14 protein-coding genes and 1 tRNA gene are annotated in these 14,876 nt (G+C 68.5%); 9 read left to right on the forward strand and 6 right to left on the reverse strand.

The window, feature by feature from the left end; translation table 11 throughout:
- Nucleotides 1–29 precede the first annotated feature (29 nt).
- Genes VFV19_03110 through VFV19_03125 form a run of 4 tightly spaced genes read left to right on the forward strand, consistent with a single transcriptional unit; the run spans nucleotide 30 to nucleotide 4,961 of the window.
- Nucleotides 30–998, forward strand: a complete 969-nt coding sequence (locus VFV19_03110) for an SDR family NAD(P)-dependent oxidoreductase (GenBank protein ID HEX4823280.1) — start codon at nucleotides 30–32, stop codon at nucleotides 996–998.
- A gap of 21 nt (nucleotides 999–1,019) precedes the next feature.
- A complete protein-coding gene (locus VFV19_03115; GenBank protein HEX4823281.1) occupies nucleotides 1,020–1,793 on the forward strand; it encodes a prolipoprotein diacylglyceryl transferase family protein in 774 nt (257 codons plus the stop codon).
- Nucleotides 1,790–3,655: a beta-N-acetylglucosaminidase domain-containing protein gene (locus VFV19_03120; GenBank protein HEX4823282.1), complete on the forward strand. Its 1,866-nt coding sequence runs from the start codon at nucleotides 1,790–1,792 to the stop codon at nucleotides 3,653–3,655. Before VFV19_03115 ends, VFV19_03120 begins: the two co-directional genes overlap by 4 nt.
- Before the next feature lie 7 nt (nucleotides 3,656–3,662).
- On the forward strand, nucleotides 3,663–4,961 hold the full coding sequence (locus tag VFV19_03125; GenBank protein HEX4823283.1) for an MFS transporter: 1,299 nt from the start codon (nucleotides 3,663–3,665) through the stop codon (nucleotides 4,959–4,961).
- Nucleotides 4,962–4,985: 24 nt separating this feature from the next.
- On the opposite strand, the gene VFV19_03130 is transcribed toward VFV19_03125, so the two are convergent.
- From VFV19_03130 to VFV19_03145, 4 genes are all read right to left on the reverse strand, one after another.
- Nucleotides 4,986–6,020, reverse strand: a complete 1,035-nt coding sequence (locus VFV19_03130) for a hypothetical protein (GenBank protein ID HEX4823284.1) — start codon at nucleotides 6,018–6,020, stop codon at nucleotides 4,986–4,988.
- 17 nt (nucleotides 6,021–6,037) lie between these two features.
- Nucleotides 6,038–7,213, reverse strand: a complete 1,176-nt coding sequence (locus VFV19_03135; protein HEX4823285.1) for a hybrid sensor histidine kinase/response regulator — start codon at nucleotides 7,211–7,213, stop codon at nucleotides 6,038–6,040.
- Nucleotides 7,210–9,204, reverse strand: coding sequence for an ATP-binding protein (locus VFV19_03140; protein ID HEX4823286.1), 1,995 nt, complete (start codon nucleotides 9,202–9,204; stop codon nucleotides 7,210–7,212). Before VFV19_03140 ends, VFV19_03135 begins: the two co-directional genes overlap by 4 nt.
- 193 nt (nucleotides 9,205–9,397) lie before the next feature.
- Nucleotides 9,398–9,475, reverse strand: a tRNA-Glu gene (locus VFV19_03145).
- 104 nt (nucleotides 9,476–9,579) lie between these two features.
- On the opposite strand from VFV19_03145, the gene VFV19_03150 reads away from it, so the two are divergent.
- Nucleotides 9,580–10,017 carry a hypothetical protein gene (locus tag VFV19_03150; GenBank protein HEX4823287.1) on the forward strand — a complete coding sequence of 146 codons (438 nt, stop codon included), beginning with the start codon at nucleotides 9,580–9,582 and terminating at the stop codon, nucleotides 10,015–10,017.
- A gap of 4 nt (nucleotides 10,018–10,021) precedes the next feature.
- The gene (locus tag VFV19_03155; protein ID HEX4823288.1) at nucleotides 10,022–10,459 is read left to right on the forward strand and encodes a GNAT family N-acetyltransferase; all 438 of its coding nucleotides are present in this window, start codon (nucleotides 10,022–10,024) and stop codon (nucleotides 10,457–10,459) included.
- Nucleotides 10,460–10,463: 4 nt separating this feature from the next.
- Here the strand turns inward: VFV19_03155 and VFV19_03160 are convergent, their stop codons facing one another.
- Entirely contained in the window at nucleotides 10,464–10,934 is a 471-nt protein-coding gene (locus VFV19_03160; GenBank protein HEX4823289.1) for a hypothetical protein, read from the reverse strand.
- Nucleotides 10,935–11,008: 74 nt separating this feature from the next.
- Here VFV19_03160 and VFV19_03165 point away from each other — a divergent pair, with 74 nt between their 5' ends.
- The 3 genes from VFV19_03165 to VFV19_03175 all read left to right on the forward strand — a co-directional run bounded on the left by VFV19_03165 (nucleotide 11,009) and on the right by VFV19_03175 (nucleotide 12,305).
- Complete coding sequence (locus tag VFV19_03165; protein HEX4823290.1) at nucleotides 11,009–11,314, forward strand: hypothetical protein; 306 nt, start codon at nucleotides 11,009–11,011, stop codon at nucleotides 11,312–11,314.
- On the forward strand, nucleotides 11,311–11,799 hold the full coding sequence (locus VFV19_03170; protein HEX4823291.1) for a hypothetical protein: 489 nt from the start codon (nucleotides 11,311–11,313) through the stop codon (nucleotides 11,797–11,799). The genes VFV19_03165 and VFV19_03170 overlap by 4 nt, the downstream gene beginning before the upstream one ends.
- Nucleotides 11,800–11,861: 62 nt before the next feature.
- On the forward strand, nucleotides 11,862–12,305 hold the full coding sequence (locus VFV19_03175) for a hypothetical protein (protein ID HEX4823292.1): 444 nt from the start codon (nucleotides 11,862–11,864) through the stop codon (nucleotides 12,303–12,305).
- 6 nt (nucleotides 12,306–12,311) lie between these two features.
- On the opposite strand, the gene VFV19_03180 is transcribed toward VFV19_03175, so the two are convergent.
- Nucleotides 12,312–14,852: an Ig domain-containing protein gene (locus VFV19_03180; GenBank protein HEX4823293.1), complete on the reverse strand. Its 2,541-nt coding sequence runs from the start codon at nucleotides 14,850–14,852 to the stop codon at nucleotides 12,312–12,314.
- Nucleotides 14,853–14,876: the final 24 nt, after the last annotated feature.

The following is a 14,876-nucleotide window of genomic DNA, read 5'->3' on the forward strand; positions in this document are numbered from 1 at the left end:
CGCGTGTGTGAAGCCAGTATCATCGTGCGGTGTCAGGGACGGTCGCGCTGGTCACGGGGGCGAGCCGCGGGATCGGGCGCGCGATCGCCCGGGCCCTCGGGGAGACGCGGGCGACCGTCTACGTGACCGGCCGCACGGTCGCCTCCGAGATTCCTCCGGAGCCCGGAACGATCGAGCACGTCGCCCGCGACGTCGACCGCCTCGGCGGGCACGGGATCGCGGTGCGCTGCGACCACGAGCACCCCGACGAGATCGGCGCGCTGTTCGCCAAGGTCGCTTCGGAGTCGGGGCAACTCGACCTTCTCGTCAACAACGTGCACTCCGGGATGCCCGATCTCGTCGCAGGCGTCGGCCGGCCGTTCTGGGAGACCGACCCGGCGGTGTGGGAGCGGATGAACGGGCCGGGCCTGAGAGGCCACTACGTGGCGGCGGTCCATGCCGCGCGCCTCATGGTCCCGGCGCGGCGGGGACTCATCGTCAACGTCTCCTCCTTCTGCGCGGGCGGTTACCTGCTGAGCGTCCCCTACGGCGTCGGCAAGGCCGCCCTCGACCGGATGACCGCCGATCTCGCGCACGAGCTCCTGCCGCACGGGGTCGCGGTCGTCTCGGTGTGGCCCGGGCTCGTCCGCACCGACACCACCGGCGCCGTCTTCCACGAGGCCGCGCCGCGCTACCGGCGGATCCTCGATGCCTACGGCGAGACGCCGGAGCGCACCGGCCGGGCGGTGGCGGCGCTCGCCTCCGACCCCAGGGTCCTCCGCCACTCGGGACGCGCATTGATCGCCGCCGAGGTCATGCGCGACTACCGGGTCTTCGACGACGACGGCCGCTACCCGCCCTCGCCGCGCAGCCTCACGACGCTCGCGAGCGCGCTCCTTCCCGACCGCTTCCGCCCGCTCGCGGCGCTCGTCCCCCCCGTGCGGGTGCCGCGCTTCGTCGTCGCCCGCGTGCTCACGCGGTTCTCGGACCACCTCAGGGCGCGCGGCGGCTTCAAGTGATCGGGATAGAGTAAGCCGCGCATGCACCCGTTCCTCTTCCAGATCGGGCACTTCCGCGTCCCCGCCTACGGTTTCTTCTCGCTGCTCGCCCTCGGGGTCGCGGTGCTCCTCGTCCGCCGCTTCGCGAAGATCGACGGCCTCGATCCCGGCAAGGCCGCGGACGCCGTCGTGCTCACGATCGCCGTCGGCTACTTCGGCGCGCGCGCGCTCGAGCTCGCCGTCGGATGGCGCCGCTATTTCGCCACACCGGGCGGCCTCAAGCTCATGCTCTTCTCGACCGGCATCTTCCTCGGCGGCGTCATCGTCGCGGTGCCGTTCGGGTGGTACTGGTTCCGGCGCGTCGGCATCCCCTACGGCAAGGGGCTCGACCTGCTCGCGATCGCGGGGGCCGTCGCGGAGGCGGTAGGGCGCTGGGGCTGCTTCTGCTCGGGGTGCTGCTGGGGAACGCCGACCGATCTCCCGTGGGCGGTCACGTTCCCCGAGATCGCTCAGCGCCTCCACACAGGACTGCCCGGCGTGCCGATCCATCCGACGCAGCTCTACCTCTCGCTCGCCGGCTGGGCGATCCTCGGGGTCCTCGCCTTCCTCTACCCACGGAAGCGTTTCGACGGACAGATCCTCGCCGCGTTCCTCGTCCTGTATTCAGTCGCGCGGTTCTTCCTCGAGTTCCTTCGCGGCGACGAGGATCGCGGCCGCGTCTTCGGAACGGTCAGCACGTCGCAGGCGCTGTGCCTCGTGCTCGTCGTGCTCGCCGCGTGGGCGTACGTGCGCGGCATGCGCCGGGCCGCCGCATGACGCGCGGCGCCAGAGCGCTCACGCTCGTCGCGGTCCTTCTCCTGGGTGTCGCGCTCGACCAAGCATTGAAGGCGGTCGCGTTCGGCGCGCTCACCTCTCCGGTCTCGATGGGGGTGGTCCAGCTCCGCGCGATCGCCAACAAAGGCGCCATCCTCGGCATGGGCTCGGGGTTGGGCGAGACCGCGCGGCGCCTCGTCTTCACCATCGCGGAAGGCGCGCTCCTCGCCGCGCTCGGCGCGTACGCCCTCCTCGCGCGCTCCGCCGGCCCGCTCGAGGTCTGGGCGATCGCGCTCGTCATCGCGGGAGGCGCAGGCAACGTCGTCGATCGGATCGTCTTCGGCTACGTCCGCGACTACGTCCTCATCGGCCGGCCGGGATGGCCGACCGCCGCCTTCAACCTCGCCGACGTGGCGGTCGTCCTCGGGTTCACGATCCTCCTCGTCGCAGCGTGGCGCGGCGCGCGCCCGAAAACGAAGGCGGCGGCCGCGATGCTCGTGCTCACGGCCGCCTTGGCCCCGGAAGCGAACGCCTCCGAGCCGTTCCCGCTCCGCATGGTCAAGCTCGGGGGCATGCCGGCCGACCCGAGCGTGAAGGCGCACGTCTCCTACTGCCGCTCGCTCGGCTTCAACGCCTTCTTCGTTTACAGCCATCAGGCGGGCGCCTGGACCGAGCGCGCGCACCTCGACCGCGATTTCGTCACGTTCGCCCGCGCGATGAAGACGAGCGGCGTCGCGCTCTGGGTCTCGATCAACCCGGTCGCCGACACGAGGAACACCTTCGTCTTCTCCGACGGGGACGGCGAGCGGAAGCTCCTCGCCTTCATGAAGAAGCTCCATGCGAAGGCCGGCGTCGACCGGTTCATCCTCTCGTTCGACGACCAGCCCACGAAGCTGCACGAGCTCCGCGACATCTTCCGCTACGGCTTCTCCTCCGCACCGGCGCATCTCGATCTCGCCGCACGGATCGCGGCGAAGCTTCCGAAGGGCACGGCGCTCTGGCTGTGCGCGGCGGCTTACGCCGACGTTCACCTCGGCGACGGCAGCGGGCCGTACTCGGCACCGTTCCTGGAGGGCGTACCGAAGCTTTCTCCCTCGATCGGCATCGTCTGGACCGGCCCCGACGTGCTCTCGCCAAAGGTCACGCGCGCCGACCTCGAGAAGACGCGCGCCCGCCTCGGCGGCCGTCCGCTCCTCCTCTACGACAACTTTCCCGTCAACGACGACGAGACCGGCGACGCGCTCGGCCTCATCCTGGGCGCGCTCCGGAACCGTGAGCCCTCGATCAGGGACGAGGTCGCCGGCTACCTCGCCTGCCCCATGAACGAGCTCGGCGCCTCGCGCTTCCCGCTCGCCACGACCGCCGCCTTCTTGAACGACCCCGAGGGCTACGACGCCGACCGGGAGATCCAACGACTCCTCGACAGGTTCTCGAACCGCGAAAAGGAAACCCGGACCGCGCTCGACACGCAAGTCCTCGAGTGGGGCGGCTTCATCGGCGAGCGGAACTATTGGCCGCGCGATCTCCTGAACGCCGCCGATGCGGGCAGGCGACTCGACGACCCCGCGTTCGTCGAGTCATTCACCTGGACCGCCGACCGCTACCCCGGCCGCATGCTGGCGCTCGCCGCCATCGAGGACGGCCCCTTCCGTGAAGACCTGCTCATGGTCATGCGGCGGAGGCTCGCGGTCGCGCGCGCCATGCCGCTCGTCATCGAGTATCTGGCCCGAGCCCGCGCCGGACGCTCCGACGCGGCAGCGGTCCTTCAGTCGATCGAGCAGCAGCGCCACGACCTCTTGATCGTCCCCGACGCGCACGACGTCCTCGACGTCTTCCTGCGCTCCGCCCGCATCCCCATCCGTTGAGGTGCCGATGAATCCCGCGACACGAACCTACCGCCTCGTCATCCTCGCGCTCGCGAGCTTCATGATGTTCGGGAACTACTTCGCCTATGACAGCGTGTCGGCCATCGAGACCTCGCTCATCAAGGGACTCGGCGCGGACCGCGCGTCGATCGGGTCGATGTACAGCTGGTACAGCTTCGCCGCGATCGCGGCCGTCCTCGTCGGCGGCATCCTCATCGACAAGATCGGGACGCGCATGGCGAGCTTGCTCTTCTCGGTGCTCCTCACGGCCGGGGCCGTCGTCGTCGCGATCGCGCCGTCGGTCGGTTGGATGCAGTTCGGCCGCCTCCTCTTCGGTGCCGGCGCCGAGCCGCTCGCCGTCGCGCAGAGCGCGATCCTCGCACGATGGTTCAAGGGGAAGGAGCTCGCGCTCTCGTTCGGCGTCGCCCTCACCGTGAGCCGCCTCGGCACCCTGTTCACCTTCAACACGGAGGCGCTCATCGCCGACCGCAGCGGCTGGCGCGCGGCGCTCTGGGTCGCCGCGATCCTCTGCTTCATCAGCCTGCTCGCCAACCTCCTCTACAACGTACTCGACAAGAAGGCCGAGCCCGTCCTCGGTCTCGGCGAGTCGGGCGCCGACGAGATCAACTGGTCGCAGCTCAAGAAGGGTGCCTTCCCGCCGTCGTTCTGGTACGTCACGCTCCTCTGCGTGACCTTCTACTCCGCGATCTTCCCCTTCACCGCGCTCGCGCCCGACTTCTTCCACAGCAAGTGGAACATCCCGCAGGCGAGCGGCGAAGGGCTCGGCTTCCTCTCCGGCATCTTCTACAACTTCACGCACATGTTCTCGACCGCGCAGGGCGTGACCTCGATCATCATCACCGCATCGATGATCTTCGCGCCGTTCGCCGGCCGCCTCGTCGACCGTATCGGAAAGCGCGCCAGCCTGATGATCCTCGGTTCGCTCCTCATGATCCCCGCGCACCTCGCGATGGGCATGACGATGATCAACCCTGTGCTTCCGATGATCGTCCTCGGCGCCGCCTTCGTCCTCGTCCCCGCCGCGATGTGGCCGGCCGTCCCGCTCGTCGTCGAGAAGGAGCGCGTCGGCACCGCGTTCGGCATCATGACCGCCGTCCAGAACATCGGCCTCCTCGCCTTCCCCTACTTGAACGGCACGCTCGTCGACAACACGAAGAGCTACACCGCCAGCCAGACGATGTTCTCGTGCCTGGGGATCGCGGGATTGATCTTCGCAGTGCTCTTACTTGCCGCCGACAGAAAGGCGGGGAATGTGCTGGAGAGTCCGACGCCGCAGGAGGGTTGACAGCCGACTGTCAACCGTCGACGGTCAGGCAACGATCCTGTCGATGAGGGGAAAGACAATCGCGGCGGCGAGAGGCCTCATGACGAGCGTTGCGGGTACGGGAAGCAGGGATGCTCCGAGCAGGGCGATCCCCGACCAGCGTGAGGCTCCGCGAGGCAACACCAGTACGGATAGTCCCGCTCCCAACGTCGCCAAGAATGGAATCAGCGTCAGGAATACCGGGACGAACATCTTGTCCACCATCGCTTCATTCGCGAAGTAGTCTGCCCCCACCCAAGTAACAATCATCGTTCCTTCGAGGATCGCGAAGGCAACGACGAGATCGATGGCCATTCGAGGCCAGCGCATCAACAGACGCGGCGCGCCGATCGCTCCAACGGCCATCGAAGCGACGAAGGCGACCCAGAGAGATGTCTCAGCCGCGCCATGGGAATGGCGCTTCGATGGTCCGCCCGCTGGGTCGTCGTCTGACCGCAACTCATCGAACAGACGGAGCGAGTGCTGAATCGACCTGATCTCGGGCTCCGCAGCAGAAAAATCCACAGCAAGCGTTCCGCAGTGGGAAACAAAGACGACGCTCGAATACGGCACGACGAGCGTCGACATCTCGACCGGCATGCTGATGCCCTTGTACGAAGTATTTGCGGTGTAGAGGACGTGATTGGCCGGGTGGCCCGCTACGGAAACGCTTTCGGTACTGAGGATCTGAGCGCCGCCGGTGTTCGGATCGTCGTTCAGGTACTCGATCATCGATTCAGGTGAGAAATCACCACGGAACAGCTCTTCGGGTTTCCGTTTGCGGTACTCGGGATCCGAGATCACCTGCCACATGCAGCTGACGGGCATGCCTCCTTGCGCTCGCCCTTGGACGCTCGCACGCATCAGCGGACGTGGCGGCTGCGCTTCCCACGACGCCGGAACGACGACAGAGAAGCCCCGCATTTTGAACCACACCCGCTGCGATCCCTCGTCGAGCGGCTGAAGCCACACACCCTCGACCTTGCGGACGCACCCTTGCGCAGCGATCACGAGACACAGATTCGCGACCGCGAGGAGCACGCACCTGCGCATGCGAGCTAGCCCGCCGCCTTCCGCTCGGCGCTCATCTCCCCGGCCCCTTCTTCCGACGAAGGAAGGAGCGCACGGAACATCGCGCCGCCGCCGGGGGCGTCGTCGACCCAGATGGTGCCGCCGTGCGCCTCGACGGCGAGACGGCAGAACGTGAGGCCGAGACCGCGATTGGCGCCGGGGACGGTCTTGCGGCTCTCGAGGCGCTGGAACTTCTCGAAGATGCGCTCGCGGAATTCCGGCGGGACGCCGCGGCCCTGGTCGGCGACGGCGATCTCGACCCCTTCGTCGCACGGGATGACCTTGACGCTGATCTTGCCGTCGGTGGGCGAGTGCTCGATCGCGTTCGAGAGGAGGTTGTCGATGACGCGGCGCAGGATCGCGGCATCGCCGCGGATCGTCCCCTCTTCGCCGCCGACGGCGATGTCGAAGCTCACCTTGCGGTGAGTGGACGCATGCTCCATCTCCTGGCATGCCTTCTTGACGAGCGTGCGCGCGTCGACCGATTCGAGGTTGAGGTGGAGCTTGCCTTCCTCGAGCTGTCCGACGTCGAGGAGGTTCAGGATCATCTGGTGCATGCGCCACGCGGCGGCCTTCGAGCGCACGACGAGGTGGAGCGCGGGCTCGCCGACCTTGCGTTCCATCAACTCGAGGTTGCCGAGCACCGCGGCGAGCGGGTTCTTGAGGTCGTGGACGAGGGTCTGGGTGAGCGTCTCCTTGAGCGCTTCGAGCTCCTCGAGCTTCGCGTTCCGCGCGGCGAGCGTGGCGCGGGCTTCCTCGAGCTCCGCCATCAGGCGGCGCGCGCGCAGGAGCGAGCGAACCTTCGCCATGAACTCCTCGCGGCGCACGGGCTTGGCGACGTAGTCGTCGGCGCCCGTGTCGAGGCCTTCGACCTTGTGCGGCGTGCCGTCCAAGGCCGTCACGAGGACGACCTGGGCGAGGCGCGTGCGCGGGTCGGCCTTCAGGCGCCGGCAGACTTCGAGGCCGGAGAGGTCGGGCATCATCACGTCCAGGAGAACCAGGTCGGGAGGACGCTCGGCCGCCATCCTGAGCGCGCTCTCGCCGTCGGGGGCGAGACGGACCTCGTAGCCGGCGCTGACGAGGTACTCCTCGAGCAGGCGACGGTTCCTGGGGTCGTCGTCGACGACGAGGACGTCGTGCGTCTTGGTCGCTGTGGCGTTCATGCGGCTCCTTCCCATGGGGCCAGGTAAGACCGGACCTGCTGCGGGAACCGGGAGAGGCGGATCGGCTTCGCGATGTAGCCCGCGCATCCCGCTTCGCGCGCGCGCGCCTCGTCGGCGTCCTGCGCGTGCGCCGAGAGGGCGACGACCGGGATCTCGCGCGTCTGCGGGTCGGCCTTCAGGCGGCGCGTCGCCTCCATGCCGTCGAGGCCGGGAAGCTGGAGGTCCATCAAGATCAGGTGCGGGCGCTCGCGGCGCGCCAGCTCGATCCCCTCTTCGCCGGTGTCGGCCTCGAGGACGCGATAGCCGCGCGCCCTCAGGACGTTCCGCGCGAGCTTGCGGTTCACGGGGTTGTCCTCGACGACGAGGACGGTGAGGCCGCGCGCGTCCTGCGGCTCGGGTGCGGAAGCGGCGGCGTGGGCGGCCGGGGCGTTCATCGCCTGCGCCGGCCGCCCCGTCGTCTTCGCGCCGGGGAAGACGCACTGGAAGCACGATCCCTTGCCGACGCGCGACGTCACCGTCACGGCGCCGCTGTGGAGCGACATCATGCGGCGCACGAGAGCGAGGCCGAGGCCGGTCCCCTGGTACTTGCGTGAGTACGACCCGTCGACCTGGTAGAACTCGTGGAAGATCTTCTCCTGGTCTTCCTCGGGGATCCCGATGCCGGAGTCGGTGACGGTGACGACGAGGTCGTCGCCCTCGAACCGCGCCGCGGCTTCGACGTTGCCGTCGTCGGGAGTGAACTTCACGGCGTTGCTGAGAAGGTTGACGAGCACCTGCCGCACGAGGCGCGGATCGACGCGCGCCATGACGTCGTTCTCGCAGCGCATCTCGAGCTGCAGGCGCTTCTTCCCCGCCTGCGGTCGCAGCATCGAGAGCGAATCGCGGAGAAGCTCGACGATCGGGACGTCCTCGCGGTGCACCTCGAGCTTGCCGGCCTCGATCTTCGAGAGGTCGAGGATGTCGTTGATGAGCGCGAGGAGATGCTCGCCGCTGTCGCGGATGTCGGAGAGGAACTCGAGCTGGCGCGGGTTCAGCTCGCCGAAGTTCGGATCGGTCATGAGCTCGGAGAAGCCGATGACCGAGTTCAGGGGCGTTCGCAGCTCGTGGCTGACGTTGGCGAGGAACTCGCTCTTCGCGTTGCTCGCATCGGTCAGGGCGCGGTTCGCGTCCTGGAGCATGCGGTTCGCCGCCTCGAGCCCCTGGAGAGCGGTCGCCAGCTCGTGAGTGCGGAGGACGACCTTCTGCTCGAGCTCGGCGTTCAGCGCCTCGATCTCGGCGACGCGCCGCTCGTGTTCCTGGAGCGCCTCCTGGTGCGCCTTGTAGAAGCCGAGGAGGAGCCAGCACGGCGGGATCGCGAGCGCGACGACCCAGGTGCCCCACGCCTGGAGCGCCGCCATCATCGCGGCGGCCAAGGTGAGTCCGGTGAAGTAGGCGACCGCGGTCCACTCGAAGCTCTCGCGCCAGACCTCGAACATCGGCATGCGCTGCTGGAGCGCGACGGCGATCGTGACGAGCCCCGTGTTGACGAGGAAGTACGCCGCCGTCGCCGCGACGAGCGGGAGGAGGCTCGGCCAGAACGTCCCGCCGATCTGACCGCCGGTGACCAGGTACGACCACGCCGCCGCGGCCGAGGCGCAGACGACCGCGCCGAGGTTGAACGCGGTGCGATCGATCTTGAGCTTCCGCCCGGGCCTGAGGAGAACACCGGTGAGACCGACGACCGCGACGACCATCGCGGCGAGCGGCCCGAGGGCGGCGACGGCGAGGAGGACGAACGGGTGGGTCGCGGTCAGCTCGGTCTTGAAGCGTGCGAAGCGGACCGGCCGCGCGCCCGCGAGCGCGGCGAGCGCCGCGAGGAGCGCGAACGTCTGGCCCGAGCCGCCCCATCCGCGCGCGATCCCGGCGGCGATCGCGGTCAAGGCTGCCGCGTCCACCGTCACGATGAACGGCACGAGCAAGCGCGAGCGGTTCTCGTCGGACCCCGTGGACACCTTCGTCGACCCCACGTCGCATGACCTGCGCCTTCGGTGCCGCGTCCGGAACCGAACTCGCAAGTGCCCTCGCGAATATCGTTCTCGGTTCGGGGCGAAACCATTACGGAAACGTGAAGCGCGTGACGTGGCGCGTCGTTACGAAGCCGTCATGAGCTGAGGGAAAAGTCGGAAGTCGCCGTCGACGTCTTCTTGGCGTCCCCAGCGGGATTCGAACCCGCGTCGCCACCTTGAAAGGGTGGTGTCCTAGGCCAGACTAGACGATGGGGACCGAGACGGACGCCGGAGTGTAGCGGACGGCGGAAAGAGCTTCAACGGCCACGTCATTGGCTCGCCGCACGGATCGGCCTATGTTTCCGTTCGGAGGAGATCACCATGGCCGGCTCACGCATGCGCACGCTCGTCCTCGGCTCCGCTTTCGCCGCGCTCGCCGCGACCTCGGCGGTGCTGGCGGACACCCAGCCCCTCGCGCTCTCCGGGACGTACCAGGTCGAGAGGCCGCACGTCCGCTCGTCGACCGTCTCGATGACGTTCAAGGCGACGATCACGAACAGCGGCGGCCAGGACGTCAAGGGTCCCGTCGTCCTCAGGCACCCCAACGTCATCCAGAAGGTGTGGCACCGGTTCGGCGAGCAGACGATCCCGGCCGGCAAGAACGTGACGGTGAGCGGCGTCGTCGAGGTCCCGCGCAAGGAGTACGACGAGTGGGCGACCGGGAGCCCGTCGCTCTTCTTCTACTCGCAGAACGATCGCGGCGACATCAAGACGTTCCGCATCCCGCTGAGCGCCGTCCCCGCTCCCAAGACCAAGTAGCTGCTTGGCCGTCGCGATCGAGCACGTCCAGGACGTCGCCGCCTGGATCCGCGGAGAGGTACCGGCGTGGGCGTTCGGCGTGCGTTACACCGCGGCGCACAGCCTGAGGACCGCCGTCGGCGACCCGTACGGGCAGCCCTTCGAGTACTCGCCGCGCTACGCCGGCATGCGCCTCATGCGCGCGATCGAGGACGGCCGCGCGGTCGGCTTCGCCCTCTACGAGCGCAGCGAGGAGCTGGCGAAGCGTCACCTCCACCACATCGCCCGCGACCCCGGCTGCAAGGGACGCAGGATCAACGCCGCCCTCTTCCGGGCGGTCCTGGACGCGATGCGCGAGCGGCCGATCCTCCCGTGGCCGATCACCCAGGACGGCCGCCTGGCGCTGATCCGCTGGGAATCGCTCGACGACGAAGCCGGCGAGTGGCAGTACTGGGAGGCGTGATCGGTCAGGAGCGCCGCACGGCGGCGAGCGCCGCCACCAGCTTCCCGTTGCAGTCGCGCCCGTCGAACGTCCCCGTGAGCTGCGTGAAGGCGTCGTTCACGCGGCCGTCCGGCGTGTCGAACGAGCCCGAGTGGCACGGCAAGGTCTCGGTCGTCGTCATGACGAACCCGTTCCCCGCCTGCGCCCCCTGAATCGTCCCCGCGATGCCGTTCGAGAGCGTGAGCGTGCCCGAGAGCGCGTTCGTGTCGGTGTCGGCGACGAGCACGATCGTCCCCGTCAGCTTCGTGCCCTTCGGAAGCGCGTTCCCGCCGGTCACCGTCAGCGTCGCGTCCCACGTCCCCGATAGACTCGTAGGGCCGCCCGGTCCGGACGGCGGCGGCGACGACGAGGACGAATCGGTCGGCGCCGACACGTTCGTGCATGCGGCCAAGAGGGCGAGCAGGGCCGAAAGGGCGAAGGCCTTGGACGGGGTCATCGAGACAGAGCCTACCCCGCCGCGTCGTGTAAGGCGACACTTGACGATTCGTCAATCGGGTGTAACCTCCGTCCGTGGAGGAGCCGTACGATCACGAGACCGCCCGGCGGATCGTCCGGCGCATCCTCGGCGAGAGGGGCATGACGACGTTCGGCAGCGCCGCGAAGGAAGCGATGATGCGCGAGGACCTGACGAGCGCCGACGTCGTCAACGTCCTCCGCGGCGGCGCCGTCCGTAGCCTCGAGGTCGAGCACGGTATCCAGCGCTACCGGAGCCGCACGAAGACCATGTCGGTCGACTTCGCGTTCCGCGGCCCCGAATCGGGCCGGGGCGAGCCCGACGAGGTCGTCATCGTCGGCGCTAGGAGGCACGGCTCATGACCTGCGTGGAATGCGGCGGCACCCTTCGTCCCGCCGGGACGACCCATCCTTACGTCGAGTCCGGCCTCCCCCACGTCGTCCTGCGGGGCGTCGAGGTCCGCAAGTGCGCGCGCTGCGGCCACGTCGAGGTGGCGATCCCCAACATCACCGGCCTCCACGCCTCCCTCGCGCGCGCCATCGTCGCTCGCCCGTCGGCGCTGAGCCGCGAGGAGTTCCGCTTCCTCCGCCAGTACCTCGGCCACTCCTCCCGCGACTTCGCGAAGATGCTCGGCGTCACGGCGGAGACGATGTCGCGCTGGCAGAGCGGGAAGCACGAGATCCCCCGCACCGCCGATCTCCTCGTGCGCCTCCTCGTCACACGCACGCAGCCGCGCATGGACTACACCGACGAGCTGCTCACCAAGATGAAGCCGCGGCCTGCCAAGCCCCCCAAGCTCGCCCTCCGCCTCAAGGGAAATGCTTGGGAGCCGGTCCGAGCGGCGTAATGCGCTGTTGACTCGGGGCCGCCGCCTTTGGCATAAAGCCGCGCGTTGACCTAGGGGGTCGGATGGCGACGACGATTGCACCGCTTGCGGACGTCCCCGGCTGGCTCGCGACCGATCCTCCCGGCTGGGCCGCCGACGCCCATCGCGAGACGCTCCAGGTCTGGCAAGGCTCGAGCGACGACGGCAAGACCCGCATCCGCGGCGTGCTCGCCCTGAACGAGGAGGGCGACACGATCGGCGTGGCCACGTGCACGGACCCGCTCAACGGAACGGGCGAGCGCCCGCGCCTCATCTTCGTCCAGCGCGACAAGGACCACTCGTACCGCGGCACCGGCTACGCGCTCTTCCGCGCGCTCACCCTGTCCGTGCGCGGCCGCCCCATCGCCGCCGTACCCTTCGGCCACGAAGGCGCCCCCGCGATGCGCGGCTGGGGCTTCACCGAGAAAGACGGCGCGTGGGAATACCACGAGCCGCCGAACGATGACGCCGTACCGCCGGGGGTTTGAGGCGGATTACCGACTCAGGACGACGCTTCCGGTCTTGCGCACCCGGACGGTGTTCCCGTTCACGTCGTCGAGCGAGGACGCATCGACGGCGACGGAAGCCGGCCCCGAGCTGAGCGGCTTGGGCGCTCCGACGGCCACGGCCGTCCACGCGGTGGTTCCAGTGCACGACACCGACACGTCGAACGTCGCGACGGTCGTCCGCTGCCGAATCACCCCATGGAGGGCAACGACCGCCGGCTTGGAGCATGTAACCTGGCCACCCACGGAAGCTTCACTGGTCTGCGGGTCGAAGGAGCACGCGGCATTCAACTTCAAGCCGAGGTCGAGCAGAGTGCGGGCGTCGACCGAGAATCGCAAGACAGGCGGAGAGTCGTTGGCATCGGCGTCGACCATGAGGTAGTAGGTCTTGCCCTTCTTGCCTTCGAAGGTCAACGCCGTGTGCTCGCAACCGATGCGATGGAGCGCCCCGCGCGAGCCCGTCCACGCGGAGACGGACGCCGCGTAGTCGCTCCCGGCGGTGCTCGCGGTCACCTGCGCGTGCGCCGGCATCTTCAGCACGTACCACACCGTGCGCATGCGACCACCGCAGCTCTTGGGGTCGTCCCTCCCGACCCACGCACCGCTCGTGTCGACCTCGTCCACGAACGGCGTGGCGGTGATTCGCGTCGCGTCGTGGATGTCGTCGTTTGCGGGTCGTGGCGGGATGGTCGAGGCGGCCGCGACGCGAAAAACGTTTGCGCCCCCTTGCACGAGGAAGTAGTAGGTGTGCACCGCCGTGGCATCGAATCGGATGCCACCGTTGCCGCAAGCGATCTTCTGGAGCGCTCCCTTTTCGCCGATGTAGACCGCGATCATCGATCCTTGCGGACCGCTCAGGCCGGCGGTTGCGATGACCGACACCGCCTTCGCCGGGTGGAACGCGTACCACGCGGAAGCGACTCCGTAGCCGGGACAGAAGTAGTCGAAGGGATCGTCGATGCCGACCGTGGCCCCGCTCGTATCCATCGTGTACTCGAACGGAAGTGACGAGAACGCGATCGCGTCCTCGATCTCGTCGTTCTTGAGCCGGACCTGGATGCGCGTGAGGCTGCGATCGACGTCGCCGAGCGCGTCCTGCGCGGCGAGCCGCACCGTGTAGCGGCCGATCTGCCCCACGGAAGGCGTCCAGCTGAGCGTCCCGGTGTCGTCCCCGTTGTCGGTGAACGAAGCTCCCGGCGGCAAATCGGACGCGCTCAAGCTGACCGGATCGGCCCCCTTGTGATGCGCCCTCACGTCGACGCTGAGCGCGCGATCCTCCGCCACCGACGACATCTCCGGCGCGGTGACGAGGAGCGGCACGTCCGCGTTGATGCGAAGCTCTCCGTGGAGCGCCGCGGTGGCCCCGTCGCAGTGCTGCTCGAACGTCGTCCAGAATGACGCGATGTCGGTCACCGGTCCGTACTGGATTTGCTTCACGTCGAAGCTTCCGTCCACCGTGGAGCAGTAGTGGTCGCCTCGCGCCAGGAGACCCGGCATGGAAGGATCCTGCGCGGGGAACATCGTCGCCCCCGCGTAGGTGCCCACACCGAGGGGCACGGAAAACGGTGCCCCGAATTGAAGCTGCCACGATTGTGAGTAATCGGGGAGGTACAGAAAGAGAGTGTCGATACCCGCCCTCGAATTCTTCTCCGTGGTGTAACGGCCGTCGCCGGCGTTGAAGAACGCCAAACGCCCCTCCCCCGCGGGATCGCCCGGCTCGCTCTCGATGTAGAGCGACGTCGTCCCGAGGACCTCGATTCTCGTCGTGGTCTCGTCGATGTCTCCGGCGCCGTTGTCCGCGCGGAAGCTCACGTCGTACTTCCCGTAGCGGTCGAATCCGGGGGTCCAGGAAAAGGTTCCCGTGCCGTCGCCGTGGTCGATGAACGCCGCATCCGACGGCAATCCAGCCGCGGTCAGCGCGACCGGGCGCCCTTCGACGTCGGTCGCAGAGACGTCGAACCGCAGCGGCGCGTCCCGGTCGACGATCTCGCCCAGCGGGGCCGTCAGCGCGACGACGACGTCTGCGTTGAACCTGAGCTCGCCCCGCAGTGCCGGCCGCTGGCCCGCGCAACGCTGCTCGAACACCGCCCAGAAGGACGTCGCATTGCCCGCATCGTCGTAGACCGCTTCCTTTACCTGGAAGCTTCCTCGGATACGGTCGCAACCGCCGTTCCGACCGTAGACCACGAGCCCCGGCACACTATCGTCCCAGTAGGGCGGCCACGCGTCGCGGTAGGTGCCGACGGCCGGCAGCTCGCGCGCCAACCCCGTGAACTGCAGAACCCACTCCGTCCGGTAGTCGGGCGTCTCGAAGAGGAAAGACGCCCCGCCGTACAGGACGCTCAAAGTTCCGTCCGCCGGCGTGTAGAACAGATTCTGACCGTCGCCGGCGGACGCCCCCGGTTCGCTCACGAGACGCAGGGACGTCTCCGCCGCGAACGACCGGCCGCGGGCCGCAACGAGCAAGAGGAGCGTGAGCGCCAGCACCCAGCCGGCGCGCCTGGAATGACCGCTCTTCGGGGCCCGCATCGTTGGCTGTATTCTGACCGACCT

Source organism: Candidatus Polarisedimenticolaceae bacterium (assembly GCA_036275915.1).
Lineage (GTDB): Bacteria > Acidobacteriota > Polarisedimenticolia > Polarisedimenticolales > DASRJG01 > DASRJG01.